This window comes from Ruegeria sp. CDSC068 (assembly GCF_059610545.1).
This window is the reverse complement of the sequence record NZ_JBXWNV010000006.1, coordinates 105,824-132,183: the sequence shown is the minus strand read 5'-3', so window position 1 is coordinate 132,183 and position 26,360 is coordinate 105,824. Positions and strand designations below refer to the sequence as shown.

The 26,360-nt window shown below is 58.2% G+C and carries 29 protein-coding genes; 13 read left to right on the top strand and 16 right to left on the bottom strand.

Annotation, left to right across the window (positions count from 1 at the left end):
• Positions 1-14 precede the first annotated feature (14 nt).
• The 7 genes from sdhD to AC2FID_RS13760 form a co-directional block, all read right to left on the bottom strand.
• A complete protein-coding gene (sdhD, locus tag AC2FID_RS13790; protein ID WP_496698770.1) occupies positions 15-386 on the bottom strand; it encodes a succinate dehydrogenase, hydrophobic membrane anchor protein in 372 nt (123 codons plus the stop codon).
• An 11-nt stretch (positions 387-397) separates the two neighbouring features.
• Positions 398-781 (bottom strand): succinate dehydrogenase, cytochrome b556 subunit, encoded by a 384-nt coding sequence (gene sdhC / locus AC2FID_RS13785; protein ID WP_058278905.1) that lies wholly within the window; start codon positions 779-781, stop codon positions 398-400.
• A 199-nt stretch (positions 782-980) separates the two neighbouring features.
• Positions 981-1,643 (bottom strand): DUF1194 domain-containing protein, encoded by a 663-nt coding sequence (locus tag AC2FID_RS13780; RefSeq protein ID WP_496756433.1) that lies wholly within the window; start codon positions 1,641-1,643, stop codon positions 981-983.
• 57 nt (positions 1,644-1,700) lie between these two features.
• A complete protein-coding gene (locus AC2FID_RS13775) occupies positions 1,701-2,729 on the bottom strand; it encodes a MaoC family dehydratase (protein WP_496837297.1) in 1,029 nt (342 codons plus the stop codon).
• Positions 2,729-2,935 carry a DUF1737 domain-containing protein gene (locus AC2FID_RS13770; protein ID WP_496837295.1) on the bottom strand — a complete coding sequence of 69 codons (207 nt, stop codon included), beginning with the start codon at positions 2,933-2,935 and terminating at the stop codon, positions 2,729-2,731. Before AC2FID_RS13770 ends, AC2FID_RS13775 begins: the two co-directional genes overlap by 1 nt.
• Before the next feature lie 12 nt (positions 2,936-2,947).
• Positions 2,948-3,502, bottom strand: a complete 555-nt coding sequence (locus tag AC2FID_RS13765) for an NnrU family protein (RefSeq protein ID WP_496837293.1) — start codon at positions 3,500-3,502, stop codon at positions 2,948-2,950.
• 6 nt (positions 3,503-3,508) lie between these two features.
• Complete coding sequence (locus AC2FID_RS13760) at positions 3,509-4,366, bottom strand: HpcH/HpaI aldolase/citrate lyase family protein (RefSeq protein WP_496756445.1); 858 nt, start codon at positions 4,364-4,366, stop codon at positions 3,509-3,511.
• Between the two features lie 170 nt (positions 4,367-4,536).
• Here AC2FID_RS13760 and AC2FID_RS13755 point away from each other — a divergent pair, with 170 nt between their 5' ends.
• Entirely contained in the window at positions 4,537-4,836 is a 300-nt protein-coding gene (locus AC2FID_RS13755; protein WP_282120109.1) for a hypothetical protein, read from the top strand.
• On the opposite strand, the gene AC2FID_RS13750 is transcribed toward AC2FID_RS13755, so the two are convergent.
• Positions 4,837-5,592 carry a sulfite exporter TauE/SafE family protein gene (locus tag AC2FID_RS13750; protein WP_058273684.1) on the bottom strand — a complete coding sequence of 252 codons (756 nt, stop codon included), beginning with the start codon at positions 5,590-5,592 and terminating at the stop codon, positions 4,837-4,839.
• Positions 5,593-5,752: 160 nt separating this feature from the next.
• Here AC2FID_RS13750 and mdh point away from each other — a divergent pair, with 160 nt between their 5' ends.
• The 10 genes from mdh (at position 5,753) to lpdA (ending at position 17,134) form a co-directional block, all read left to right on the top strand.
• Positions 5,753-6,715 carry a malate dehydrogenase gene (gene mdh / locus AC2FID_RS13745; protein ID WP_058273532.1) on the top strand — a complete coding sequence of 321 codons (963 nt, stop codon included), beginning with the start codon at positions 5,753-5,755 and terminating at the stop codon, positions 6,713-6,715.
• Positions 6,716-7,078: 363 nt separating this feature from the next.
• Positions 7,079-8,272 carry an ADP-forming succinate--CoA ligase subunit beta gene (sucC, locus tag AC2FID_RS13740; RefSeq protein WP_496837291.1) on the top strand — a complete coding sequence of 398 codons (1,194 nt, stop codon included), beginning with the start codon at positions 7,079-7,081 and terminating at the stop codon, positions 8,270-8,272.
• A gap of 83 nt (positions 8,273-8,355) precedes the next feature.
• Complete coding sequence (gene sucD, locus AC2FID_RS13735) at positions 8,356-9,237, top strand: succinate--CoA ligase subunit alpha (protein ID WP_058273535.1); 882 nt, start codon at positions 8,356-8,358, stop codon at positions 9,235-9,237.
• 149 nt (positions 9,238-9,386) lie between these two features.
• The gene (locus tag AC2FID_RS13730) at positions 9,387-9,899 is read left to right on the top strand and encodes a DUF805 domain-containing protein (RefSeq protein WP_282120107.1); all 513 of its coding nucleotides are present in this window, start codon (positions 9,387-9,389) and stop codon (positions 9,897-9,899) included.
• On the top strand, positions 9,896-10,438 hold the full coding sequence (locus AC2FID_RS13725) for a DUF805 domain-containing protein (protein ID WP_282120106.1): 543 nt from the start codon (positions 9,896-9,898) through the stop codon (positions 10,436-10,438). Before AC2FID_RS13730 ends, AC2FID_RS13725 begins: the two co-directional genes overlap by 4 nt.
• The gene (locus AC2FID_RS13720; RefSeq protein WP_058278793.1) at positions 10,435-13,392 is read left to right on the top strand and encodes a 2-oxoglutarate dehydrogenase E1 component; all 2,958 of its coding nucleotides are present in this window, start codon (positions 10,435-10,437) and stop codon (positions 13,390-13,392) included. The genes AC2FID_RS13725 and AC2FID_RS13720 overlap by 4 nt, the downstream gene beginning before the upstream one ends.
• A gap of 3 nt (positions 13,393-13,395) precedes the next feature.
• On the top strand, positions 13,396-14,910 hold the full coding sequence (gene odhB, locus AC2FID_RS13715; protein WP_109312907.1) for a 2-oxoglutarate dehydrogenase complex dihydrolipoyllysine-residue succinyltransferase: 1,515 nt from the start codon (positions 13,396-13,398) through the stop codon (positions 14,908-14,910).
• Positions 14,911-14,912: 2 nt separating this feature from the next.
• Complete coding sequence (locus AC2FID_RS13710; RefSeq protein ID WP_058273540.1) at positions 14,913-15,182, top strand: hypothetical protein; 270 nt, start codon at positions 14,913-14,915, stop codon at positions 15,180-15,182.
• Positions 15,183-15,266: 84 nt separating this feature from the next.
• On the top strand, positions 15,267-15,656 hold the full coding sequence (locus tag AC2FID_RS13705) for an MAPEG family protein (protein ID WP_472722843.1): 390 nt from the start codon (positions 15,267-15,269) through the stop codon (positions 15,654-15,656).
• A gap of 89 nt (positions 15,657-15,745) precedes the next feature.
• Positions 15,746-17,134, top strand: a complete 1,389-nt coding sequence (lpdA, locus tag AC2FID_RS13700) for a dihydrolipoyl dehydrogenase (RefSeq protein WP_496722941.1) — start codon at positions 15,746-15,748, stop codon at positions 17,132-17,134.
• A gap of 20 nt (positions 17,135-17,154) precedes the next feature.
• Here lpdA and AC2FID_RS13695 read toward each other — a convergent pair whose 3' ends face one another.
• Positions 17,155-17,733, bottom strand: a complete 579-nt coding sequence (locus AC2FID_RS13695) for a TetR/AcrR family transcriptional regulator (RefSeq protein WP_282152483.1) — start codon at positions 17,731-17,733, stop codon at positions 17,155-17,157.
• Positions 17,734-17,835: 102 nt separating this feature from the next.
• Here AC2FID_RS13695 and AC2FID_RS13690 point away from each other — a divergent pair, with 102 nt between their 5' ends.
• Positions 17,836-18,429: an NAD(P)H-dependent oxidoreductase gene (locus tag AC2FID_RS13690; RefSeq protein WP_496837287.1), complete on the top strand. Its 594-nt coding sequence runs from the start codon at positions 17,836-17,838 to the stop codon at positions 18,427-18,429.
• A gap of 8 nt (positions 18,430-18,437) precedes the next feature.
• Here AC2FID_RS13690 and AC2FID_RS13685 read toward each other — a convergent pair whose 3' ends face one another.
• Genes AC2FID_RS13685 through AC2FID_RS13670 form a run of 4 tightly spaced genes read right to left on the bottom strand, consistent with a single transcriptional unit; the run spans position 18,438 to position 21,343 of the window.
• Positions 18,438-19,043, bottom strand: coding sequence for a pyridoxamine 5'-phosphate oxidase family protein (locus tag AC2FID_RS13685; RefSeq protein WP_496837285.1), 606 nt, complete (start codon positions 19,041-19,043; stop codon positions 18,438-18,440).
• On the bottom strand, positions 19,030-19,770 hold the full coding sequence (locus AC2FID_RS13680) for a lysophospholipid acyltransferase family protein (protein ID WP_496734331.1): 741 nt from the start codon (positions 19,768-19,770) through the stop codon (positions 19,030-19,032). The genes AC2FID_RS13685 and AC2FID_RS13680 overlap by 14 nt, the downstream gene beginning before the upstream one ends.
• On the bottom strand, positions 19,770-20,669 hold the full coding sequence (locus AC2FID_RS13675) for a cell division protein FtsX (protein WP_282120101.1): 900 nt from the start codon (positions 20,667-20,669) through the stop codon (positions 19,770-19,772). The genes AC2FID_RS13680 and AC2FID_RS13675 overlap by 1 nt, the downstream gene beginning before the upstream one ends.
• Entirely contained in the window at positions 20,666-21,343 is a 678-nt protein-coding gene (locus AC2FID_RS13670; protein ID WP_058273548.1) for a cell division ATP-binding protein FtsE, read from the bottom strand. The genes AC2FID_RS13675 and AC2FID_RS13670 overlap by 4 nt, the downstream gene beginning before the upstream one ends.
• Positions 21,344-21,527: 184 nt before the next feature.
• Between AC2FID_RS13670 and AC2FID_RS13665 the strand changes: the two genes are divergently transcribed.
• Positions 21,528-22,259, top strand: coding sequence for a zinc-ribbon domain-containing protein (locus tag AC2FID_RS13665; RefSeq protein ID WP_282120100.1), 732 nt, complete (start codon positions 21,528-21,530; stop codon positions 22,257-22,259).
• 6 nt (positions 22,260-22,265) lie between these two features.
• Here the strand turns inward: AC2FID_RS13665 and AC2FID_RS13660 are convergent, their stop codons facing one another.
• Genes AC2FID_RS13660 through AC2FID_RS13650 form a run of 3 tightly spaced genes read right to left on the bottom strand, consistent with a single transcriptional unit; the run spans position 22,266 to position 26,323 of the window.
• Positions 22,266-24,818: a TIGR02302 family protein gene (locus tag AC2FID_RS13660; protein ID WP_496837282.1), complete on the bottom strand. Its 2,553-nt coding sequence runs from the start codon at positions 24,816-24,818 to the stop codon at positions 22,266-22,268.
• Positions 24,819-24,854: 36 nt separating this feature from the next.
• Positions 24,855-26,120 (bottom strand): diaminopimelate decarboxylase, encoded by a 1,266-nt coding sequence (gene lysA, locus AC2FID_RS13655; protein ID WP_496837280.1) that lies wholly within the window; start codon positions 26,118-26,120, stop codon positions 24,855-24,857.
• 53 nt (positions 26,121-26,173) lie between these two features.
• Positions 26,174-26,323: a hypothetical protein gene (locus tag AC2FID_RS13650; protein WP_186437433.1), complete on the bottom strand. Its 150-nt coding sequence runs from the start codon at positions 26,321-26,323 to the stop codon at positions 26,174-26,176.
• Positions 26,324-26,360 lie beyond the last annotated feature (37 nt).

Genomic DNA, 26,360 nt, shown 5'->3' with positions numbered 1-26,360 from the left:
CCTTACCGCGCGTTTCACAGAGCCAGCTTGATCAGGGCAAACAGCCCGGCAGCTATCAATGTGTAGCCAAACGCCGCGACGGCCATGAGGCTCAGCTTTTCTGCGACACCATGGACATAGTCTTCAATTGCGACCTGAGTTTCGTGGACCAGATGGATGATGACGACAACCATTGTCAGCCCGGTCACAATCGCCGGGAAGGGACGGCCATAATAAACCAGGACTTCTTCGTATGACCTGCCCAATCCGTTTGCGAAGACGAAGACAAACAGCGGTACAAGAAAGACAAGTGCCGCCGAGCTTACCATCATCTGCCAGTGATGATGCGTACCTTCGCCTCCGGCACCGGCACCCTGCGCGCGTTTGCGGTCAGTGAGGTAATTCATGGCCAATCTCCTTAAACCGCAATTGCCGTGATGAAGGCGAGGATGGTGGCCAACACCAGCATGCCGATCCCCATCTTTTCGGAGATACCGACATCTACGCAATACCCCAGATCCCAGATCACGTGACGCAGACGACCCAGCATGTGATAGAAGATCGCCCAGGTCGCAGCGAACATCACCAGATCACCCAGCCAGCTTCTCATCAGCCCATCGATGAAGTTGAATGCCGTTTCGGATGTTGCCGCCGCCAGGAACCACCAGACGACAAAGAATGCGATCGCTAGCGACGCAATACCCGTGATGCGCACAAGGATCGATGTCATCGAAGTCAGTTGGGGGCGGTAGATCGTGAGGTGAGGTGAAAGAGGGCGGTTGCCCCGATTTACATCGGCCATGTTGGCTCCTTTACGGTTGGCTTCCGAGGGTTTTACTGTTTTTTGCGGTTCTGTCACGTGCTGCAGATGCAAAAAAGTTCACAATTGACGCAAAATGACGGATATTTGCATTATGTGATCACACAAAATAAGCTCGTGATCACAAAAAGTTTCCATCCTTTATGATGTTAGCGCCTACAGACCCGATTCTGTTGTTTGGCTATTTCAGATCAGCGGTTTGCTGGGTCACCTCGCGCAGCAGTTTCTTACGAATCCGCTCGGGGTAATCAGCAAACCCTGAGGCTGAGACGACAAACGCCCCCTCGCCCACGATCACATTTTCAAAGAAATACGCGGTCAGATCCGGTTCGCTTTCTTCGATTGCAATCGCGTTCACCGTCACACCGCGTGTCCGCAGAATTCTGTGTACGTCCGATGGTTCAATCCCCTCGTTCGACACCCCATCGCCAGAGATATCGATCAGGTGGCGTTTGCAATCCGACACCGTATCGAAATAGGACATGGTCGATTCCAGCGCCTCGCCAATTGCGGTGGAAAAGTTGCGCCAGACCCTGGGATCGTTGGCCACTTTTACAGCAAACTGATCAATTGCCTCGAAACTGTCGATATGTGTCCACGGAACAGTGACCATCTGACGAGAGGACCCTGTCCACTGCACCAGCATCACGCGGGCTTTCCCGCGCACCAATGCCTCGGACACGATCGGGTCACGCAAACCGGCTGCTAGGCCATCCATTTGTATTCGATACTCAGTCGAATCGACCGACCCCGAGACGTCTACAGCGAGTGCCAATGCCAAATCGCAAGCATATGCAGGTGGCGTCAGACAGACGCAGGCAGCTATTGTGCGAAGCAAGGTCATGACCGCAGCCTAACACGATTGGCGCTGGCTGCGATCAAATGACTGTCACCACGAGTATCAGATCGGCATCAGAGCCCAGTAATCCAGATCAAGCAGGACATTGGGCAGATAACGACCGTCTTCGTTTTTCAACTCAAACGGCGCGCCGCCCTTGGTTGCGACCAACCGTAGGCGCACGGCGCCGACGCCCGGAATGGCAGTTTCCGCCTTGTCCAGAACTTCGGACCAGGCCTTGATCGTGTCGCCCGCAAAACAGGGGTTAGCGTGCGCGCCACCGTTCAGGCCAACGATCATCTGTGCATTAGCCAGCCCGTTGAACGACAGGGTCCGCGCCATGGAAATCACGTGACCGCCATAGATCAGCCGCCCTTCGGGGCGGAAGGTCAGATCGAAATGCACCTTGGCGGTGTTCTGCCACAGGCGGGTCGCCAGCATATGTTCGGCCTCTTCGACCGTGACGCCATCGACGTGATCGATTTTCTCGCCAATCTCATAGTCGCCCCAGCGATGCGCCTCACCAGCCTGAGCGAAATCGTACTGAGAGAAATTAAGGCCCTCGGGCGCGATCAGATCCTTCGCGTCCAGCGCCTTTTTCAGTTCCGGCACCACAGTCTCGGGCGCGGGCGCATCCAGATCCGATTTCCGCACCATGACCCAACGCACGTATTCGATGACAACCTCATCGCGCTGGTTCAGACCGCGCGTGCGCACCCAGACAACACCGGTCTTGCCGTTCGAGTTCTGTTTGAGGCCGATCACCTCGGATTCCGAACGCAAGGTATCGTCGGGATAGACCGGCTTAAGCCAGCGCCCTTCAGCATACCCCAGATTGGCGACCGCATTCAGCGACACATCAGGGACAGTCTTGCCAAACACGACATGGAATGCAGCAAGATCATCAATCGGGCTTTGCGGCAGACCACAATTCCGGGCGAACTCGTCCGAGGAATACAGCGCATGCCGCGCCGGATAGAGCGCGTGGTACAGCGCCCGCTCGCCATTGGTCACCGTGCGCGGCACGGCATGGTGCAACACCTGACCAATGGAATAATCCTCGAAAAAGCGGCCCGGATTGGTTTTTGCCATTATTGCTGTCCCAGTTTCATGTCAGGTAAATAGTCGGCCTCGACCTCTTTAGTCACGGCTTGCGCGCAGCGCATCATGCGGCTGTTTTCGTCATAGGCATAGGACGGGTCGCCATACAGATCCCACCCTTTTGCCAAAGCATCTGACACTTTGTGGCAGAAGGCCGAGGTGTCTTCTTCGGTCAACAAACGGTAGAGTTTTGCCATGATGTCAAATCCTTACGAGGGGAACGGCGACGGGCCGACCAGCCCGTGAACGTAGCCGATGACACCCAGCAGCACGATCGAGCCCACAAAGAACATCGCGTCCTTCCTATAGGTTCCGGGTTCACCGGGGGTCCAATCCGGCTCGGACTTGTTGATCACAATCACTTCGACCACAGCCCAGGCTAACAACCCGCCGAACAGGATGATCGAGGCCAGATCGCCATTGACCAGCAAATGCGCAAAAGCCCACAGTTTAAACCCGCCCAGCATCGGATGGCGGAGCTTGTTCAGAATACGGCCCTTGGTTCCGGCCGGGCTCAACATAAAGATCGCGATCAACACCAGAAGGTTGTTGATGTGAATCATGAAGGCAGGCGGGGCCCAGACATAGATGAAATCGGTCATGCGATAGCCGAAGATCATCAGCAGGATCGATGCCACCAAGGCCAGCGCGACCGCGCCCTTGCCGGCCTCGCCCATCGCAGCGCGACGCTCTGGCATCACACGTTTGAACAGATGCGCGGCCCACCAAAGTGCCACACCGAGAATGAGAAGAACAAAGCCCATGCTGGCTTACCCCGCTTGCAAAGCTGTAATTGCCTCCGCTTTTGCCAGAATTTCGCGGGCAGTTACAACGTGCAGATTTTCAACGATCTTGCCGTCGACCACGGCAACGCCCTGTCCTTGCGCCTCAACCTCTTCGAAAGCGGCAATCTGGCGACGGGCCAGATCGATCTCGGTCTCCGACGGGGCATAGGCTGCGTTGGTGACATCGACCTGTGCGGGATGGATCAGGGTTTTACCGTCAAAACCCATGTCGCGGCCTTGCGCACATTCGGTGGCCAGACCTTCCGTATCCTTGAATGCGTTGTAGACACCATCGACAACGATCAGCCCCTCGGCCTTGGCGGCCAGCAGACACAGGCCCAGCGAAGTCATCAAGGGCAGGCGATCCGGACGGAAGCGGGTTTGCAACTCCTTCGCCAAATCATTTGTACCCATGACAAACCCCGCCATCAGCGGATGGGCGGCAATCTCGGCCGCGTTGAGCATCCCGCGCGGGGTTTCCATCATCGCCCAGATTGGCAGGTCACCGGTAATCGCGGCCAGCGCGTCCACGTCCGCAGCTGAATTCACCTTGGGCAGCAGGACCACATCGGCATCCATCTCGCGCACGGCCTCAGCGTCAGCACGGCCCCATTCGGTATCCAGACCGTTGATGCGCACGATCTTGACCCGTTCCCCATAACCGCCCGCGGCCAGAGCCGCCTTAAGCGTTTCGCGTGCATTGCCCTTCTCATCAGCAGAAACCGCGTCCTCAAGATCAAAAATGATCGCGTCCACAGGCAAAGTGCGTGCCTTGTCCAACGCCCGGTCTTTTGAACCAGGGATATAGAGAACAGAGCGATAGGGGCGCTGGCGCGAGTCCATTGGCTTCTCCCGAAGAAATAAAGTTGCGCGGAATGGGGCATTTTTTGTCGGAAAGTTCAAGCGCAAAATCGCCGCATCGCAGCATTTGCGACGCAACGTGCGTTCCTTTAACCGGATTTCGGTCCAACGGCGGCACCCTGACCGGCAAAAGAAATCGAAAAGGGTCAAAGATGCACAAGACACTGCTGAAGATGACGATGGGCCTCGGAATCATGGTTCTGGCTGCGCAACAGGCCCACGCCCGCAACTGCGCACCACGTGACGAGGTGATAAAACGGCTGACCGAAACTTACGGCGAAACGCGCCAGGGGATCGGCATCGCGCGTCAAGGCGCGGTGATGGAGCTCTATGCGTCGGACCAAAGCGGCAGCTGGACGATCACCGTGACATTGCCGGATGGAATGACCTGCCTTGTTGCCTCGGGTCAGGCTTATGAAATGATCGCCGATGCCCTGCCGCCCAACGTCTGATCAGGTCAAAGCGTCCCAGATCAGTTTACTGCCCGTGAGCGTCAGCAGCACATAGGCGATGCCAAAGAACAGGCGCTCGGACAGCATGAAATGCGCCCGGACGCCCAGCCAGGCACCAAGAATCGCAAATGGTGTCAAAAGCAGATCGGCCCACGCGGTGTGCCAAGTGAAAAGGCCAAGATAGGCGTAAGGCACAAATTTCGTGATGTTGATGACCCAGAAGGCCAATACAGTGCTGGCCTGAAACTCGGTCTTCGACAGGCGTTGCGACAGCAGGTAAACGGCGGCTGGCGGGCCGCCCGCATGGCTGACAAAGCTGGTGAAGCCAGCAACCAGTCCAGCGAACAGTCCGGCGGGGGCAGGCAGTCTGTTTGTAAAGCCGCGCACCCAGCCTTTGGATTGACTGACGTGCCAAACGACAAAACCAATGGAAATCCCCCCGATCAGTAGGCGCAGCAGATCATCATCGGTGGCGCGATAAAGCCATGCGCCCAACGCCACGCCAGGCACGGCCCCAAGGATCAACAGGCGCGAATCCGGCCAGCTCCAGCGTTTCCAATAGGGCCCAAGAGTTGCAACGTCGATCACCATCAAAATCGGCAGCATCAGCGCCAGTGCCTGCCCCGGCTCCAATATCAACGCCAGAATCGATGAGGACGCAAAGGCCACGCCCGAGCCAAAGCCACCCTTCGAAATACCCGCAAAGATCACAGCCGGGATCGCTACAACAAAAAACATCAGGTTCAATTCGAACATGCAGCGCCCCGGTTTCGGCCTGTATCCTTGGCCGTTTAGCGCAATCAGCACAGGCAGTGCAAACGGTATGCGGTTGCATGCCGCGCCGCTGAACACTTGCGCGAAAGCCATTTAGCGACTAGCACAGCCGCGATTTCAATTCCGACCGGAGATTTTCCAAATGGCCAGACCCAAGATTGCGCTTATCGGCGCTGGGAACATCGGCGGCACGCTTGCGCACCTCGCAGCTGTCAAAGAACTGGGTGACGTAGTCCTGTTCGACATCGCAGACGGGCTGCCGCAAGGCAAAGCGCTCGACATCGCTGAATCCGGCCCTTCGGAAGGGTTCGACGCAGCCATGTCCGGCACCAGCGATTATGCCGATATCGCAGGCGCAGACGTCTGCATCGTCACCGCTGGCGTCGCCCGCAAACCCGGCATGAGCCGCGATGACTTGTTGGGCATTAACCTGAAAGTCATGAAGTCGGTTGGCGAAGGCATTGCAGCCCACGCGCCCGACGCGTTCGTGATCTGCATCACCAACCCGCTGGACGCGATGGTCTGGGCTCTGCGTGAGTTCTCGGGCCTGCCGCACAACAAAGTCTGCGGCATGGCTGGCGTTCTGGACTCGGCCCGTTTCGCGCACTTCCTGTCGGAAGAGTTCAACGTCTCGATGCGCGACGTCACCGCGTTTGTTCTGGGCGGCCACGGCGACACAATGGTGCCGTCGGTGCGTTATTCGACCGTTGCCGGTATCCCCCTGCCCGATCTGGTCGAGATGGGCTGGACCACGCAGGATAAGTTGGACGCCATCGTTCAGCGTACCCGTGATGGCGGTGCCGAAATCGTTGGCCTGCTGAAAACTGGCTCGGCTTACTACGCGCCTGCCACTTCGGCGATCGAAATGGCCGAAGCCTATCTGAAAGACCAGAAGCGCGTACTGCCTTGCGCCGCATACTGCAGCGGCGAGCTGGGAGTTGACGGTCTCTATGTAGGCGTACCTACCGTGATCGGTGCCGGTGGCGTCGAACGGATCGTCGACATCAAGCTGAACGAAGACGAACAGGCCGGGTTCGACAATTCGGTCAACGCCGTCAAAGGCCTGATCGAAGCTTGCAAGGGCATCGACAGCTCGCTGGCCTGATCCCTCTTGAGCGGTAATTCAGAACCCGGTTTACCTTTGGTGAGCCGGGTTTTTCTTTGAACGATTGCGGCGCCATTGAATCGACATTTCCCCGGCACAGATGCCATGTAATCGTTTGAATCCGCCATCTCGGCGGACCGGCTAGGTTTAGCGCTAGCTGAATTCTCTCTTTATTCTAAAGGCCGTCAACGACGACGAATCAAACGGGCAACCTTCATTGCATTTTGTGATCACACCCAAAAAAACCGTGATCACAAATAATGAAAATCTTCGTGAAAAACTGCTCCCCTGTCAAAAAACCCTTTAAACTTGCCCCCTAGACACCCCTATAACGGTGTAACGCAGTCAGACAGGACAGTTTCGATGAACATTCACGAATATCAGGCCAAAGCGCTTCTTCGCAGCTATGGCGCTCCGGTCTCCGAAGGTCGCGCGGTTCTGCGCGCTGAGGAAGCCAAAACCGCAGCCGGTGAGCTGGATGGCCCGCTCTGGGTTGTCAAAGCACAGATCCACGCGGGTGGCCGTGGCAAGGGCTCCTTCAAAGAGGCTGATGCCGGTGAAAAAGGCGGTGTTCGTCTGACCAAGTCGGTGGAAGAAGCATCCGAGGAAGCCAAGAAGATGCTGGGCCGAACGCTGGTCACGCATCAAACCGGCCCTGCGGGCAAGCAAGTCAACCGCATCTACATCGAAGCCGGTTCCGGCATCGAGCGTGAACTGTACCTTGCCCTGCTGGTGGATCGCCAGACCAGCCGCATCTCATTCGTGTGTTCGACCGAAGGTGGCATGGACATCGAAGAGGTTGCCGCGGCAACGCCCGAGAAAATCCTGTCCTTCTCGGTCGATCCGGCAACAGGCTATCAGCCCTATCATGGCCGCCGCATCGCCTTCTCGCTGGGCCTGGAGGGTGCGCAGGTCAAACAGTGCGTCAAACTGATGAGCCAGCTGTACGCCGCCTTCATCGAGAAGGACATGGAGATGCTGGAAATCAACCCGCTGATCGTGTCCGACAAGGGCGACCTCAAGGTGCTGGACGCCAAGGTCGGCTTTGACGGTAACGCGGTTTACCGCCACCCCGATATCGCCGAGCTGCGCGACACGACCGAGGAAGACCCCAAGGAATTGGAAGCCTCTAAGTACGACCTGAACTACATCGCGCTGGATGGTGAGATCGGCTGTATGGTGAACGGTGCCGGTCTGGCGATGGCGACAATGGACATTATTAAGTTGTATGGCGCCGAGCCTGCCAACTTCCTCGACGTTGGTGGTGGTGCCACCAAAGAGAAAGTGACCGAAGCGTTCAAGATCATCACCTCGGACCCGCAGGTCAAAGGCATTCTGGTCAACATCTTCGGCGGCATCATGCGCTGTGACGTGATTGCCGAGGGCGTTGTCGCCGCGGTGAAAGAAGTCGGCCTCAAAGTTCCGCTGGTTGTGCGTCTTGAAGGCACGAATGTCGAGAAGGGCAAAGAGATCATCAACACCTCTGGCCTGGACGTGATCGCGGCGGACAACCTGAAAGACGGTGCCGAGAAGATCGTGAAGGCCGTCAAAGGCTAATCCCAATTCCGTGGGGTGGGATTTGCCCACCTTTCCGACGAATTCAGGCAGGCTCAGGCCCGCTTAAAACAGGAGAATGCCAAATGGCAGTCCTCATCGACGAAAATACCAAAGTGATCTGTCAGGGCTTTACCGGCTCACAGGGCACATTCCACAGCGAACAGGCCATTGCTTATGGCACCAAGATGGTTGGCGGCGTGACCCCCGGCAAAGGCGGGATGACCCATCTTGACCTGCCCGTATTCAACTCGGTCCACGAGGCCAAGCATGTGACCGAAGCCAACGCCAGCGTGATCTATGTGCCCCCGCCCTTTGCGGCAGACTCGATCCTCGAAGCGATTGATGCCGAGATGGAAGTGATCGTCTGCATCACCGAAGGCATCCCGGTTCTGGACATGATGAAGGTGAAGCGCGCTCTAGAGGGCAGCAAGTCACGCCTGATCGGCCCGAACTGCCCCGGTGTGATCACGCCCGATGCCTGCAAGATCGGCATCATGCCCGGCCACATTCACAAACGCGGGAGTGTGGGTGTCGTTTCCCGCTCGGGTACGCTTACTTATGAAGCTGTGAAACAGACAACAGACGTAGGCCTGGGTCAGTCCACCTGCGTGGGCATCGGCGGCGACCCGATCAAAGGGACTGAGCATATCGACGTGCTGGAATGGTTCCTGGCCGATGACGAAACCCACTCGATCATCATGATCGGTGAGATCGGTGGCTCGGCCGAAGAAGAAGCCGCGCAGTTCCTGGCAGATGAGGCCAAGAAGGGCCGCTCGAAACCCACCGCTGGTTTTATTGCGGGTCGCACGGCTCCTCCGGGCCGCCGCATGGGCCACGCAGGCGCGATCGTCGCCGGTGGCAAAGGCGGTGCCGAAGACAAGATCGAAGCCATGCGCTCGGCCGGTATCGTCGTGGCCGAAAGCCCTGCCCAGCTGGGTGAGGCTGTTCTGGAAGCGATTGGGTAAGTGACCGAGGGCCGGGTATATGTTCTGAGGGCAGCGCCCGGCCCGAGGGTGGGTGCAATGCGCCCGCCCACCAAAACATTGGTTTGCCTTCGGCAAAACGAGGCGGGTCGGGCGCTGCCCGGCAATGCTCACCGGTTGGGTCAATATTGATGGGACCAGTGCAGGCTATATCGACCGGACTGCGGAAAACCTTGGTTTATTCCGGCAGAGCCACACGCTCAGAATTCTGGTGGTTTGCGCCGGTCGCGCTGGTCTTTCCGATGTTAGCGATTACACAACTTAACTGGCAGAACGCCGAGATTTTGGGCATCTGGCAACTGTTTGTAGTAATGGTAGCATCTGTTCCTCTGCTATCGGCCATGAGCCGCCGGTTACAAGACACTGGGGAGGAGGGTCGTCAGGCATTCTATCCTTTCATGCCTCTGATTACTCTCTGGCTCGGTTATCAGATGATGTACTGGCTCGGGTTGGTGCTGCTAACCAGTAGCGGTTTCGGAATCCTTTTTCTGGGGTTATTCGCTTTGGTGCTAGTAGCAATTGTGCTCCTTGTTGGATTTATCTCAAGCGCGCTAATTGCCGCCAACGTTATTGGCATGATGCTTGTAGCATCAGATCCGCAAAGCAATCGTTTCGGAGCGCCCGAGTTAGGAGTGACCCCATGACCTTCTCCGACGCCATGCGCACTTGTTTCTCCAAGTTTTTCACCTTCTCAGGTCGTGCCTCGCGGCCCGAGTACTGGTTCTTTTTCCTGTTCATCGTGATCTGGAACGTCATCGCCGGGATCATCGACTGGCAGTTCTTCACACAGGTCGCCACGACACAGACCGATGAAATCAAACAAGTCACTGCAACGTCCAACCAGCCGGTGCAAAGCATCGTGGGCTTGATCGTGTTCATCCCGCATCTGGCCGTCGCGTGGCGACGGATGCATGACACCGGGCGCAGTGGGCTTTTTGCCTTGCTACCGATCCTGCTGATCCTCGGTGCCGGGGCGGTTCTGTTCTTCGGCATCGGCCTTGCCTCCAGTTTTCAGCATGGCGGTAATCTGGACATCCTATTCACCCGCGCCACGTTGCTGGTCGTGATCCCGACACTGCTTGTTTTGTTTGTGTCGCCCCTCCTGGTTCTGTGGTGGCTGACCCGCCCCAGCCAACCAGGCACCAATCAATACGGTCCCAACCCACATGAGGTAGCCCAATGACCGAACATACGCCCAATTCTGCCTTTCATGCTTCTAGCTTTATGCAGGGGCATAATGCTGAATATCTGGAGCAGCTTTATGCCCAGTACGCCAAGGACCCGAACGCTGTAGATGCGGCCTGGGTCGATTTTTTCCGGGCGATGGGCGACGCCACGCCGGACGTCCAGCGCGAGGCCGAAGGGCCATCCTGGGCTCGGACCGACTGGCCTCCGATGCCGACGGATGACCTGACTGGCGCGTTGACGGGCGAATGGGCCGAAATCGACGCCAAGGCGGCAGGCGACAAGATTAAGGACAAGGCCGAGGCCAAGGGCGTTCAGGTCAGCGAAGACCAGATCAAACGGGCGGTTCTGGACAGTCTGCGGGCACTGATGCTGATCCGGGCTTATCGTATCCGGGGCCATCTTGCTGCTAATCTGGACCCGTTGGGCATGCGCGCCGCCAGCACCCACCCGGAATTGGACCCCAGGACGTATGGCTTCACCGAAGCCGACATGGACCGCCCGATCTTTATCGACAACGTGCTGGGTTTGCAGATGGCCAGCATGCGCCAGATTGTCGAGATCGTGAAACGGACCTATTGCGGCACATTCGCGCTGCAGTACATGCATATCTCAAATCCGGAAGAAGCCGCGTGGCTGAAGGAACGGATCGAGGGGTACGGCAAGGAAATTCAGTTCACCAAGGAAGGCCGCAAGGCGATCCTGAACAAGATGGTCGAGGCCGAAGGCTTCGAGAAGTTCCTGCACGTTAAATACATGGGCACCAAGCGTTTCGGCCTGGACGGCGGCGAAGCCTTGATCCCCGCGATGGAGCAGATCATCAAGCGCGGCGGTGCGCTGGGTGTCAGCGACATCGTCATCGGCATGCCGCACCGGGGCCGCCTGAACATTCTGGCCAATGTTATGCGCAAGCCTTATCGCGCGATCTTCAACGAGTTCCAGGGCGGCAGCTTCAAACCCGAAGATGTGGATGGTTCCGGCGATGTGAAATACCACCTCGGCGCGTCCAGCGACCGTGAATTCAATGGCAACAGTGTCCATCTGTCGCTGACTGCAAACCCCTCCCACCTTGAGGCTGTGAACCCGGTTGTTCTGGGCAAGGTTCGCGCAAAACAGGATCAGTTGGGTGACGAAGACCGGACCAAGGTGATGGGCATCCTGCTGCACGGCGATGCGGCCTTTGCGGGTCAAGGTGTTGTCGCCGAAGGCTTTGGCCTGTCCGGCCTTAAGGGTCATAAGACCGGCGGCACGATGCATATCGTGGTGAACAACCAGATTGGCTTTACCACCGCGCCGCATTTCAGCCGCTCCAGCCCCTACCCCACCGATATCGCCCTGATGGTTGAGGCACCGATCTTCCACGTGAATGGCGACGATCCCGAGGCTGTAACACATGCCGCCAAGGTTGCGACCGAATTCCGGCAGAAGTTCCACAAGGACGTGGTTATCGACATCTTCTGCTATCGCCGGTTCGGGCATAACGAGGGCGATGAGCCCATGTTCACCAACCCGATCATGTACAAGAAGATCAAGACGCATAAGACCACGCTGTCGCTGTACACCGAGCGCCTCGTGAAAGACGGCCTTATCCCCGAAGGCGAAATCGAGGATATGAAGGCCGCCTTCCAGGCGCATCTGAATGATGAGTTCGAGGCGGGCAAAGACTATAAGCCCAACAAGGCTGACTGGCTGGATGGACGCTGGTCGCATCTGGACAAGAACAAAGATGAATATGTCCGCGGCGACACGGCAATTAAACCGGAAACGCTGGCGCAGATTGGCAACGCGCTGAGCCACACACCAGCCGATATCGCAGTGCACCGTACCGTCTCGCGTCTTTTGGATCAAAAGAAACAGATGTTCGAAAGCGGCAAAGGGTTTGACTGGGCGACTGGTGAGGCCCTCGCCTTTGGCTCTCTGCTGACCGAAGGCTATCCGGTGCGCCTTTCAGGGCAGGATGCGACGCGCGGGACGTTCAGTCAGCGTCACTCGGGTTTCATACATCAGGAAACTGAAGAACGGTACTACCCGCTGAACAACATACGTGAGGGCCAGTCGAAATACGATGTGATCGACTCGATGCTCAGCGAATATGCGGTGCTGGGCTTTGAATATGGATTCTCACTGGCGGAACCAAATGCACTGACCCTGTGGGAAGCGCAATTCGGTGATTTTGCCAACGGCGCGCAAATCATGTTCGACCAGTTCATCAGCTCGGGCGAAAGCAAATGGCTGCGCATGTCCGGTCTGGTGTGCCTGTTGCCACACGGCTTCGAAGGTCAGGGGCCTGAACACTCGTCAGCGCGTCTGGAACGGTTCCTGCAGATGTGTGGTCAGGACAATTGGATCGTGGCCAACTGCACGACCCCTGCGAATTACTTTCACATCCTGCGCCGTCAGCTGCACCGGACCTTCCGCAAGCCGCTGATCTTGGTGACGCCCAAATCGTTACTGCGACACAAGCTGGCGGTCAGCACAGCAGAAGAGTTCACCACTGGTTCAAGCTTCCATCGCGTGTTGTGGGACGATGCACAGCACGGAAACTCTGAAACCAAATTGGTCAAGGACGACAAGGTCAAACGCGTGGTGATGTGTTCCGGCAAGGTCTACTACGATCTGCTCGAAGAACGCGATGCGCGCGGCATCGATGATGTCTACCTGATGCGGATTGAGCAGTTCTATCCCTTCCCAGCTCATTCGCTGATTAATGAGCTTGAGCGCTTTAAGGGTGCCGAAATGATCTGGTGTCAGGAAGAACCCAAGAACCAGGGTGCATGGACCTTTATCGAACCGAATATCGAATGGGTTCTGACCCGCATCGGCGCCAAGCACACGCGGCCGCGTTACGTCGGCCGCTCCACATCGGCTTCTCCCGCGACGGGTCTGGCCAGCCAACACAAAGCCCAACAAGAAGCGCTGGTCGACGAAGCGCTGAGCATTGAAGGAAAATAATCGATGTCCATTGAAGTTCGAGTTCCCACGCTTGGCGAGTCGGTTACCGAAGCCACGGTTGCGACATGGTTCAAGAAACCCGGCGACGCCGTCGCGGTTGATGAAATGTTGTGTGAGTTGGAGACTGACAAGGTCACCGTCGAAGTCCCTTCTCCTGCCGCTGGCGTGATGGGCGAAATCGTCGCCGCAGAAGGTGAAACCGTTGGCGTTGACGCTCTGCTGGCCACCATCGCTGCAGGTGAAGGCGCAGCTCCTGCCCCGGTAGCCGCACCGGCCCCGGCGGCTGCGGCTGCTCCGGCGGCGTCTGGCGGCAGTGTTGACGTCATGGTTCCGACCTTGGGTGAATCCGTGACTGAAGCGACCGTTTCGACATGGTTCAAACAGGTCGGCGACAGCGTCGCACAGGACGAGATGCTGTGTGAGCTGGAAACCGACAAGGTCTCGGTCGAGGTTCCGGCCCCGGCTGCGGGTGTTCTGGCAGAAATCGTTGCCCCCGAAGGCGCAACAGTTGAGGCGTCGGCCAAACTGGCGGTGATTTCCGGCGCAGCGGCAGGGTCCGTCGCTGCTCCGGCAGCTGCGGCGGCAACCCCGGCCGCAGCAGCAAGCACCGGCAAGGACATCGCCAACGCGCCATCCGCCGAAAAAGCTATGGCAGAGGCCGGTTTGTCCGCGGATCAGGTCACAGGCACCGGTCGTGATGGGCGGATCATGAAAGAGGATGTTGCCCGCGCAGCGGCTACGGCTGCGGCCCCGGCACCTACGGCGGCAGCACCGGCACCGGCGCAAGCGCCTCGGGCACCGGTCGCAGCACAGGATGCCGCCCGCGAAGAGCGTGTGCGCATGACCCGCCTGCGCCAAACCATCGCCAAGCGTTTGAAGGATGCGCAGAACACTGCGGCAATCCTGACCACCTTCAACGAGGTGGACATGACCGAGGTGATGGGCCTGCGCAATGAATACAAAGACCTGTTCCTGAAAAAGCACGGCGTGAAACTGGGCTTTATGTCCTTCTTCACCAAGGCATGCTGTCACGCGCTGAAAGAGGTTCCGGAAGTCAACGCCGAGATCGATGGCACGGACATCGTCTACAAGAATTTCGTGCACATGGGCGTTGCCGCCGGTACGCCGCAAGGTCTGGTTGTTCCTGTCATCCGCGACGCCGACAGCATGTCCTTCGCGGATATCGAGAAGGCCATCGCCGAAAAGGGCAAGCGCGCCCGCGACGGCAAGTTGTCCATGGCAGAGATGCAGGGCGGCACCTTCACCATCTCGAACGGTGGCGTCTATGGCTCGCTTATGTCGTCACCGATCCTGAACCCGCCGCAGTCGGGTATCCTTGGCATGCACAAGATCCAGGACCGTCCAATGGTCATCAATGGTGAGATCAAGATCCGCCCGATGATGTATCTGGCACTGTCCTATGACCACCGGATTGTTGACGGCAAGGGCGCCGTGACGTTCCTTGTACGTGTGAAAGAGGCGCTGGAAGACCCGCGCCGTCTGCTGATGGATCTGTAATCATGGCGACACATGTACTCTGGCAAGCCGACGTGGCCGACTTTGATGTCTGGCTAAAGGTGTTCGAAGAAGACAAACCGATGAGGGAGGCCGCGGGCATCCGCGACCTCCATATCTGGAAAGACCCTGATCGAAAGGACCACGCGGTCGCCTTGTTCGAGATCACCGATCTCGACCGGGCCCAGAGCTTCATCGAATCCGAAGAGCTGGCCATGCACCACGAACGCGGTGGCGTGGCGCATATCCAGACCAAGGTTCTGGACCCTGTCTGAAAGCATGAGGCTGCGCCTCCCCATTGGGGGCGCGGCACGAACGGGTAACGCGATGACTTTCGACTGCTCAAAGGGAACCACTGGATGACCACGGAACTAACCGTCCTGACCCTTGCCGCATTACTTTGGGTCGCGCAATTCGTGGTCTACCTGGCTGCCGGGCACGGTAAGATTGACCTTGGCCTTGCGGTTGGCCCGCGAGATATCCCTTTTGACAAACCGGGGGTTTCGGGGCGTCTGCACCGTGCCCTCAGCAACCACACCGAAGGGTTGGTTCTGTTCGCAATTGCGGCGCTTGTCGTGACGGTTTCGGGCCAGTCGAACGGGCTCACTGCGGCCTGTAGCTGGATCTATTTGATCGTCCGCATCCTCTACGTCCCCGCCTACGCATTGGGTTGGACGCCTTGGCGAACCGTGATCTGGATCGTTGGCTTGGCGGCCAACACTGTAATGTTGCTGGCGGCTGTCTTTTGATTCAGTCGCTGACATGGATAATGTAATGGGGAAACGCCCCGGCGTGCAGAAAATTGCCGCCATCCCCGTAAACGATAAGGACCTGACACATGGCAAATTATGACGTTATCGTAATCGGATCAGGCCCCGGCGGCTATGTTTGCGCCATCCGTTGCGCTCAGCTGGGTCTGAAGACTGCCTGCGTCGAAGGGCGTGAAACTCTGGGTGGAACCTGCCTGAACGTCGGCTGTATCCCCTCGAAGGCGCTGCTGCATGCCAGCCATCAACTGCATGAGGCCGAGCATAACTTTGCCAAGATGGGCCTGAAGGGCAAAAGCCCCTCGGTCGATTGGAAACAGATGCAGGGCTACAAGCAGGAAACGATCGACGGCAATACCAAGGGTATCGAATTCCTGTTCAAGAAAAACAAGATCGACTGGTTGAAAGGCTGGGGCTCGATCCCTACCGCGGGTCAGGTCAAAGTGGGCGACGAGGTTCACACCGCCAAGAACATAATTATCGCATCTGGGTCCGAACCGTCCTCACTGCCCGGTGTCGACGTTGACGAAAAGGTTGTGGTGACTTCGACCGGCGCTCTGTCGCTGAACAAGGTGCCAAAGAAGTTGGTGGTGATCGGCGCGGGCGTGATCGGGCTGGAACTGGGCTCGGTCTATCAGCGTCTAGGCGCGGAGGTGACTGTGGTTGAATTCCTCGACGCGATCACCCCTGGCATGGACCCCGAAGTTCAGAAAACCTTCCAGCGCATCCTCAAGAAACAAGGCCTAAAATTTGTCATGGGCGCGGCGGTCCAAAAGACCGAAGCCACCAAGACCAAGGCAAAGGTGACCTACAAACTGCGCAAGGATGACAGCGAACATGTGATCGAGGCTGATACAGTACTGGTCGCCACCGGACGCAAACCGTACTCGGATGGTTTGGGTCTGGAAGCGTTGGGTGTTGAAATGACACCGCGTGGTCAGATCAAAGTGGGGGCCGATTGGCAGACAAACGTGCCGGGCATTTACGCCATCGGTGACGTAACAGAAGGCCCTATGCTGGCGCACAAAGCCGAAGATGAAGGTATGGCCGCAGCCGAGCAGGTTGCGGGCAAGCATGGGCACGTGAACTACGGCGTCATCCCGGGTGTGATCTACACATGGCCCGAGGTCGCAAATGTGGGCGAAACCGAAGAGACCCTGAAAGAACAGGGCCGCGCCTATAAAGTCGGCAAGTTTATGTTCATGGGCAACGGACGCGCCAAGGCGAACTTGATGACCGATGGGTTTGTCAAAATCCTGGCCGACAAGGAAACTGATCGCATTCTGGGCTGCCACATCATCGGCCCCGGTGCTGGCGATCTGATCCACGAGGTTTGCGTGGCGATGGAATTTGGTGCCTCGGCCGAGGATCTGGCCCTGACCTGCCACGCCCACCCAACTTATTCGGAAGCCGTGCGTGAGGCTGCGTTGGCCTGTGGCGACGGACCAATCCACAGCTGATAAAAGAACCCCGGCACCCGTCAGGCTGCCGGGGTTAACCACGCGTCCAGATAGATTTCTAACCTATCTGAAAAACTCTCTGCCTCATGAAGCGCGCAGAACTTCAGCGACATGGACTGAATAGCAAAGGCCTGAACCCCCTCGGCCAACAAATCGGGGGATATGTCTTTGCGAACCTTCGCGGTTTCCAACCAGCCAGCAACCAGTCTGACATAGCGTTCGAAGCAGCGCGCTATGGGCCCTATCTCGGTTATTGCCGTAGCGCCTGAATACCGAATGATCAGATCAAACACATAGCGCTCGGACGTCATGAAGGCGTGGATCGGTTGCAGCGCATCGGCGATTTCGGGGGCCGTGCGTGGGGCGGTGCCCTGTTCGACCTGATCGAAACAGGCAACCAGCCTCTCACCAATCAGCATTTCCATCAGCGCGTCTTTGTCCCGGAAATGCGCAAAAAAGGTTCCCTTTGCGACCCCGGCTGCCTGAACCACGTCTTCCACTCGCAAAGCCTGATAGCCGTTTCTTTCGATAACGTCCTCTGCCGCCTCAATTAATCGGGCGCGCGTTTTAAGGGTTCTCTTTTGAACTGTCTTTTGCATATGCCCTGTTCGCATGTTTTTTGACCGTGGTCAAATTTTGTAATTGACCGTGGTCATTTTTTTCACTTATAAACTGACCACGGTCATTTTTGGAGATTCGCGATGCAACCTAAGAAAATCCTGATCCTCGATGGACACCCAGGCGAAAGCAGCCTGTCCCGGACATTTGCAGAAACCTATGCCGACGCGGCCAAACGACAGGGGCACGACGTTCGCATGATTCACCTGAGCGACTTGCAGTTTGACCATGACTTCGGTCAGGGAAACTATGAGGACTTCAAACCGTTGGAACCCGCATTGGAACAAGTGCTGCAGGATTTTGAATGGAGCGAACACCTTGTCCTGACAGCACCGATGTGGTGGGGCGGCTTGCCGGCCAAGCTGAAAGGTTTGATTGACCGGGCATTCATCCCCGGACGCACCTTCGACACGCGAAATACAACAAGGATCGGCTTTCCAGCACCTATGCTGACAGGACGCACGGCGCGGGTCATCCTTACCTCTGACACGCCGGGTTGGTTCATGCGTTTCATTTACAGGCAAGCACTGATCCGCCAGATCCGCGATCAGATTCTGGGATTTGTCGGTTTCAAACCGACCCGGTTCACTTATTTTGCGGGCGCCAGTTATCCCAAACCTGGCAGCGTGGACCGCTGGATATCAAAGGTAGCCCGGATCGGTGCCGCGGCAGCCTGATCCCGCGCCTACCACATCGTCTTCGCGGCGCGCGCACCCCATTCCTGATCATATTGCGTGCCGCCTTCCTCGCCGTCCGACGCCTCGGCGAGGATTTCACCGACGGTCGGCACATGCGCGGTCTCGTCGGCACTGACCCAAGTACGGGCCCGCATCAAGGCACGGGCGCATTGGGTGTAAATCTCAGTGATTTCTATAACGATTACTGTTGCTGGTTTTTTGCCCTGCTTTTCGAACTGCGCGCGCAAATTTTCATCAGCCGTCACATGCGCCGTTCCATTCAATCGCACGACACTGTTGGACCCCGGCACCATGAACATCAACGACACTCGTGGGTCGCGCACGATATTGCGCAGGCTGTCCAGCCGGTTATTTCCGCGCCAGTCAGGCATCGCCAGTGTGTGCGGATCAAGTTCCACTACAACCGGGCCGTCGTCACCTCGCGGGCTGCCATCGACACCCTCGGGCCCAACGGTGCTGAGGATGCACAGGCGCGACGCCATGATCCATTTGCGATAAAGCGGAGTGAGCTGTCTGGCCACTTTGCGCAGTGAAGGCGCGCCCGGTGTGCCGTAGAGCGCCTCAAGCGTTTCGATGTTCTTAATGAGCTCCATCCGGTTCAAACCCCACTTCTCGCATCAATGCATTGGATCGTGTTTCGATCACGTCTTCCAGACGTCCAAGAAATTGATCCCGCCCCACACCCGGTTCGATCGGGTCAAGAAAGTCGACGATTGCAAGACCAGGTTTGCGCATAACCCCGGTACGCGGCCAGAAAACACCAGCATTCGTCGCAACCGGCACACAAGGAAAGCCCAGTCCTTCATACAGAACTGCCGTCCCAACTTTGTAAGGTTTCTTCGCCCCCGGTGCGACGCGTGTGCCCTGCGGGTAAATCACAAGCTGCCCGGGCTCAGAGAACTCTTTAGCCACGTCTTTGACCATCTTGGCGACAGCAGCACCCTTTCTGCCGCGATCAACCGGTATACACCCAAGGCGACGGGCATAGAGACCAATAACCGGGGTATACAGCAGTTCCCTTTTCATAATGAACTTGCCGTGCGGAATGGCGCTGAAGATCATGATGATGTCCAGAAAGGACTGGTGTTTGGCTCCGATCACGACCTCGTCCACTGGAACGTTTCCGCGAACCTCACAACGGATGCCAACCATCCAGCTGGCCAACCAGATCGTCGATCGCGCGTAGGTTTTACATGCCTGCAAAGCCCCGCGTTTGGTAAACAGCGCGTAGGGCGCGAAAACGATACCAAGGATCAGCATCCACGCATAAATCACGATCATGAAGATCAAAGAGCGCACCCATTGGATCGCTGTAGCCATCACGAAAGCTCCTTCAATTTGCGCACGGCCGCTGTCCAGGTGGCCAAGAACGCCACCGCAGCCCCCAGCAGAGGTATCAGCGCAGGCAACAGCCAGCCAACCCCCTGAAAACCCAATCCGGTCAGAAACCCGCCTTCAACTGAGGCTTCGGGCAACAGCAGAACACCGGTCATGCCGAACAGCACGCCGACCAGCGCACCGAAGAAAGCGCGATATGTGAACCGCCGTACAAATGCGCTGGCGATAAAACGATCACGGGCACCGACAAGGCGCAGGACTTCGATGATTTGGGCATTGGCCGCCAGTGAGGCATTGGCCGCCAGCGTGATCATCGCCGCCGTTGCGCCGCCAATCAGCAGGATAGACACCCAGCCCAATCGCCGCAGCGAGTTTGCCGCCTCGACCAGCGGCTCGCGCCAGCGTGAATGGTCGTCCAGCACGGCGCCGGGCACTTCGGCGCCAAGTCGCAAGCGCAAGCCAGCGGTATCTAGACCCGGTTCGCCCTCGATGATTTCTATCAGTTGCGGAATAGGCAGCGTATCCAGCGGCAAATCAGGACCGAACCACGGGGACAAAAGCGCGACCTGTTCCTCGGCGGTCAGGGCGCGTGCCGACGCAACGCCTGGGGTTTGGGCCAGCACGGTCAGCGCGGCCTCGGTCTGGGCGGAAAGCTGTTCGGCGGGCGCGTTTATACGCAAAGTGGCAGCCCCTGCTAGTTCCGATGCCCAACGGTCGGCCAGCCGGCCTGATGCCAGCGACAAGGCAAGCGCGAAAACGGCCAGAAAGGCCATCGCGCCAGAAACGAACAGTGTCAGCTGCGCCGTGTAGCCGGATGGTGGAACAACCCGATCTGCGCGTTTGTCGCGCACCAGCATGCTGCGGATGGTGCCCTTGTTCATAGATCCGCCCCCGCCAATTGAATCTGGCGCTGCGATATCCGAAGGACACGGGCCTGAACCTGGCTTTTGGCCGCGCGGATCAGGCTCAGGTCATGGGTCGCGATCAGCACGGTCTTGCCCATCTTGTTCAACTCGACCAGCAGGCGCAGCAATCGCTGGGACATTTCCCAATCCACATTGCCGGTCGGCTCATCGGCCAGCACAACGTCCGGCGACAAGATAACCGCCCGCGCCAAAGCTGCGCGCTGACGCTCACCCCCGGAAAGCTCCGGCGGAAGCGCATCGAGCCGTGTGCCCAGCCCGACCCAGTTCAGCAATTCCAGCAGGTCTTCTTTCTGCGCATTCTCGCCTTTGCCGGACACCATCAATGGTAAAGCGACGTTTTCAGCCAAGGTCATATGGTCCAGAAATCGGCAATCCTGATGCACGACCCCGATCCGGCGACGCAGCAGCGCCATCTGATCTCGGTCCAGGCGTGCAATGTCCTGCTCAAATGCGGTCATCCGTCCTGATGTGGCCAGCAACGCGCCATAACATAGCTTGAGCAAGGTCGTCTTGCCCGCACCCGACGGACCAGTCAGAAAATGGAACGACCCCGGCTGCAACTGAAGCGACACGTCGCTTAGCAACTCACCATCACCATAGGTGTAGCTGACGTTTTCCAGCTCGATCACAAGGGCCCCCAATTATTGTTGCCGCCCTTCTTGCCCGAGCGCGGTTGTGGTTTCAATGCCTGCACCGGGTCGAATTGGTGACACTTGCCGTGTGAAACCGAAAACACCCTTTGCGGTCAGGTCTTAACGGAATAACATCCCTGAAAAAACTATTATCAGGTCGGGCCCCCGACCGGGAGGCAGCATGCGTCTTACTTGTCCGAATTGTGGTGCTCAGTACGAAGTGCCAGACGAGGTCATTCCCGAGGAAGGCCGCGATGTGCAGTGTTCCAACTGCGAAAAGACTTGGTTTCAGGCCAAATACCCCGAAACTGCATCTGAACCGGTAAAGCCGGAACCGCCCGCGGACGAACCCGCGGCAAAGGCGGAAACGCCAGAGATTGTCGCGAAACCTGTCGAAGAGCCCAAATCAGAGCCCGAACCTGCCGCAGCTTCCTCGACCGGCAATGTCGACCCGGCGGTTGCCAACATCCTCAAGGAAGAAGCGGCCCGCGAAGCAGACCTGCGCGCCCACGAAGGCGGTAGCCTTGAGACGCAGACCGATTTGGCACTCGACGCGCCGCCCGAAGTGGAAAAAGCCGCTAAGGACCTGATCGCGACAGAAACCGCAAAGGATTTCGGTCAGAAAGACGCGTTGCCGGACGTCGAGGCAATCAATTCCAGCCTACGCAGCGACGACCCCCTGCCAAAGCTGGACGAAGACATGCCCCCACCGCGCAAGTCTGGCGGATTCCGGCGCGGGTTCCTGCTGATTCTGATTATCGGCGTGATCCTGTTGCTGATCTACAGCAATTCTCAGAAGATTTCCGAAGCGGTGCCGCAGGCTGATCCGGTTCTCAACAGCTATGTCTCTCTGGTGGATCAGGCGCGTTTGTGGCTTGAGGCACAGACCGGGTCTGGCACCTCTCAGAACTGACTTAGATCAGAACCTCTCTAACAGGCGTTTAAGGTATTCAAGTTCGATCTGGGGGCGATCCGATTCCCCAGTCCGGCGACGGATTTCGTCCAGCAACTCGCGGGCGCGGCGATAGACATCTTCACCCTGCAGCAGGTTTTCATCGGTCGAGATTGTGCCATTGGCCCCCGGGCTGCGGCCCAGCGGATCACGGTTGTCGGCTTGCATGTCGCCTTCCTGCGAACCTTGGCCCGGCTGGTTCTGCTGGTTTTGTGCCAGCGCTTCGCCCAGGGATCGCATGCCCTCGCGCAGGGCTTCCATCGCTTCGGACTGTTGGTCGATTGCTTCGGCCAGATCATCGCCGCGCAGGGCTTCTTCGGCACCCTCCATCGCGCGCCCGGCACGGTCCAGCGCATCGCGCGCGGCGTCACCTTCGGGGGTTCCGGTTCCGGGCAATCCTTGCTGCTGGCGGTTCAGCTCATCGCGTAAAGCCTGTTGGCGATCTGCAAGTGACCCCTGGCCTTGCTGGCTGCCGCTGCCCTGTTCGTCAGTCCCCTGACCCTGACCCTGACCGCCTTGTCCTTCGTGGCTCTGGCCCCGGCCCTGCCCACCCGAGCGGCCTTCGTTGCCCTGGCTTTCGCCGGCTTGCGCGCCGGGGTTGAACTGTTCCTGCAGATCACGGAAGGCTTGATCGCTCAGACCCTGCTGTTCGCGCAGAGTTTCGGCCAATCCTTCCATCGCCTGCTGGCCTTCGGACTGTTGTCCCTGACCCTGGCCCTGGGTAACGCGCATATTCTCCATCATCTGCTGGAACTCTTCCAGCGCTTGCTGCGCCTCGGCCATGCGGCCCTGTTCCATCAACTGCTGAATTCGGTCCATCATGCGCTGCAGATCGTCCTGCGTCATTTGCATGGACTCGCCGTCCTGACCTTGCTGGTTCTCGTCGAAATCGCCGTTTTCCTGCGCCAGACGCTGCAATTGGCGCATGTAGTCCTGTGTTGCCTCGCGCAATTCCTGCATCAACTCGGCGATCTCTTCATCGGTGGCACCGTTTTTCATCGCCTCGGTCAGACGTTCCTGCGCCCGGCGCATGCGTTCCAGCGCGTCGGCAAGGGTGCCGTCTTCTATCAGAACGCCTAGCTCCCAAAGCGCCTCGGCGATTTCTGCCTGCTGTTCCTGTTTCAGGCCGTACTCGTTGAACATTTCCAACCGGCGTAGGATCACGCGCAAGCGCAGATAGGCGGTGTCGGACCGGAAAAGCTCTTCGGGCAGGTGCGATACCGCCCGCAGCATCTGCGAAACCCGGGTCGCGTTTTCGCGCGTCCACAGTAGATCGCGGCGCTGTTCGATTACGGCAGCCGCCAGCGGATCAAAGAACCGACGGGCGGGCAGCGCAGTCGCATAAGGCTCGGATTGCCCCTCTTGATCCGCCGCGTCTCGGGCCATCAAAGTGATTTTTACCGGCAAATGCGCCCATGGATGCTGTGAAAAATCCTCGATAAGATCTTCGGTGAAATCCGCCCGGTCGCCGGTGATCGGCATGGGCAGTTCAACCGTTATGACCTCGCGCGGCTCAGGCGCAGCCGTCAGACCATACTGCCGGTCGACTGAGGCCAGATCCAATTCGATCACAGCCGAGCCGGATACCACGCCATAATCATCGCTGGCAGCAAATGGCAGTTTCATCTGACCGCCGGCCTCGGACTCGGCGGAACCGGCCACGGCCACCTGTGGGCGGGTATCCGCAATAACGTTCAGCGCCCAGTCGCGGCCCGATGGGCCGTCGATTTTGAACTGGCCCGAGCGTTCGACGACAAAATCCTGCTCCGGCTCGGTGGCCGCCTCAGTGCCCAAAGGCGTGGTGGTTTCCGTCAAACTGTGCGCGCCGATTTCCCCGTAGAAGCGAAGAGTGATACGACTGCCCTGCGGAACGGACAACGTCGGATCGGATTGATCAGCCAGATACAGCGTCGGTAGCCCGGTGTAACGGGGCGGCTCAACCCAGCCTTCCCAGCTTGGACCTTGCCCTGCCACGGCGGCGCCCGGCGTCATCTCGGCCACCGAGCCGATGCGCCAGAACGACCCGAACATCGCCGCGATCACCAGCGCCAGCAACGCCGAATAGCGCAGCGCATAAGGGTCGCGATCCGCCAGCCGCAAATCGGGTTTGACAGGTTCGGCCTGCGCAACACGTCGCGCCATCCTATTCTTGTGCGCACGCCACAACGCGACAGAATCCGCGTCCATCGCGCCGATGGCCTGATCATCTATCAAAGCTTGGATAGGCCGTCCCGGCATCGCCGCATCCAGCCGCATCAGCGCTTCGGCCCGTGAAGGGAAATGGAATCGCCTTGCACCAACAATCAGCGTAGCGGCCAGCCCCAACAGTGCGACAGCGCCCACGCCCCAGACGATTTCAACGCGGACCTCGTCCTGCAAGCCCAGCATCAAAGCCGCCAGAATTGCCATCAAAACCGAGAAAAAGGGCCAAAACGCGCGCAAAAACTGCTCGGCCAGCATCCCTGCGTGTGTCAGCCACAGGGAAAGTCTTGGAATCGGCAGGTTATGTCTTGCGGTCAAGGCAGGCCTCCTGAGCGGGCCCGCGCGGTTATCGCGTCAAAGCCACTCGGGTATGGTATCGCGGTTTATGATTTCGTCAAAGCTTGGCCGTTCACGAATAACTGCAAATTGATCCCCATGCACCAGAACCTCGGGGATCAGGGGGCGGGTATTGTATTCGCTGGACATAACTGCGCCATAGGCCCCGGCGCTGCGGAATGCGACCAGATCGCCCGGTACCAGCGGCGGCATATTGCGTTCCTTGGCAAAAGTATCACCGCTTTCGCAAACCGGGCCGACAATGTCATAGGGTTGCTGTTCAACACCCGGGGCGGATTCTTGCACGGCCACAATATCGTGATGCGCCTCGTACATCGCCGGGCGGATCAGGTCGTTCATAGCCCCGTCGAGGATCAGAAAATCACGGCCCTCGCCGGATTTCACGTAAATTACCTTGCTGACCATCAGACCGGCGTTTCCGGCAATCAGGCGGCCTGGTTCGATCTCGATCTCACAGCCCAGATGGCCCAGCGTTTTCTTGATCAACGCGCCATATTCCACCGGCAAGGGCGGTGCGTCATTCGCGCGGGTGTATGGAATGCCCAATCCCCCGCCCAGATCAAGGCGGCGGATATTGTGTCCCTCGGACCGCAACTTTTCGGTAAGTTCGGCGACTTTGGTGTAGGCCAGCTCGAACGGCTCTAACTCGGTCAGTTGCGAGCCGATATGGACGTCGATACCGATCACCTCCAGCCCCGGAAGGCTGGCTGCGTGGGCATAAACCTCAGATGCGCGTGCGATCGGAATCCCAAACTTGTTCTCAGACTTGCCAGTCGCGATCTTGGCATGGGTCTTGGCGTCTACGTCCGGGTTCACCCGAACGGTGATTGGTGCGACCACTCCCAGCTCCAACGCGATGGCGTTGATCACTTCCATCTCGGGTTCGGATTCGACGTTGAACTGGCGGATACCACCGCTCAGCGCAGCGCGGATCTCATCCGCAGTCTTACCAACGCCCGAGAACACGATCTTGTCGCCTGGCACGCCGGCTGCCTTGGCACGCAGATATTCCCCGCCCGAGACCACGTCCATTCCCGCACCGGCCTGTGCCAGTGTCTTCAGGATCGCCTGATTGCTGGCCGCCTTCATCGCATAACAGACCAGATGATCCATGCCGTCCAGCGCATCATCGAAAAGCTGGAAATGCCGCAAAAACGTCGCGGTGGAGTAAACATAGAATGGTGTTCCGACCGCAGCTGCGATTTCGGAAATCGGGACATCCTCGGCGTATAGCGCGCCGTCGCGGTAGAGAAAGTGATCCATGACTGCGCGCTTAGACCAAAATGGCCACGCGGATCAATGGATTCCGCGCAAGATCAGTTCGATGTGGAAACACCGACCCGGCCATAGCCCGAGATTTTGATGCCGTTCCCGGTTGATGTCTCTGCGGGCTCGGGGCGGGGTTTATATGTTGGGTCGCAAGCTGCCAGTACGACAAGCGAGAGGATCAGGCCGATGATTTTCATTGTCTTGACTTCTTTTTTGAATTTGGCACTCGGCCAC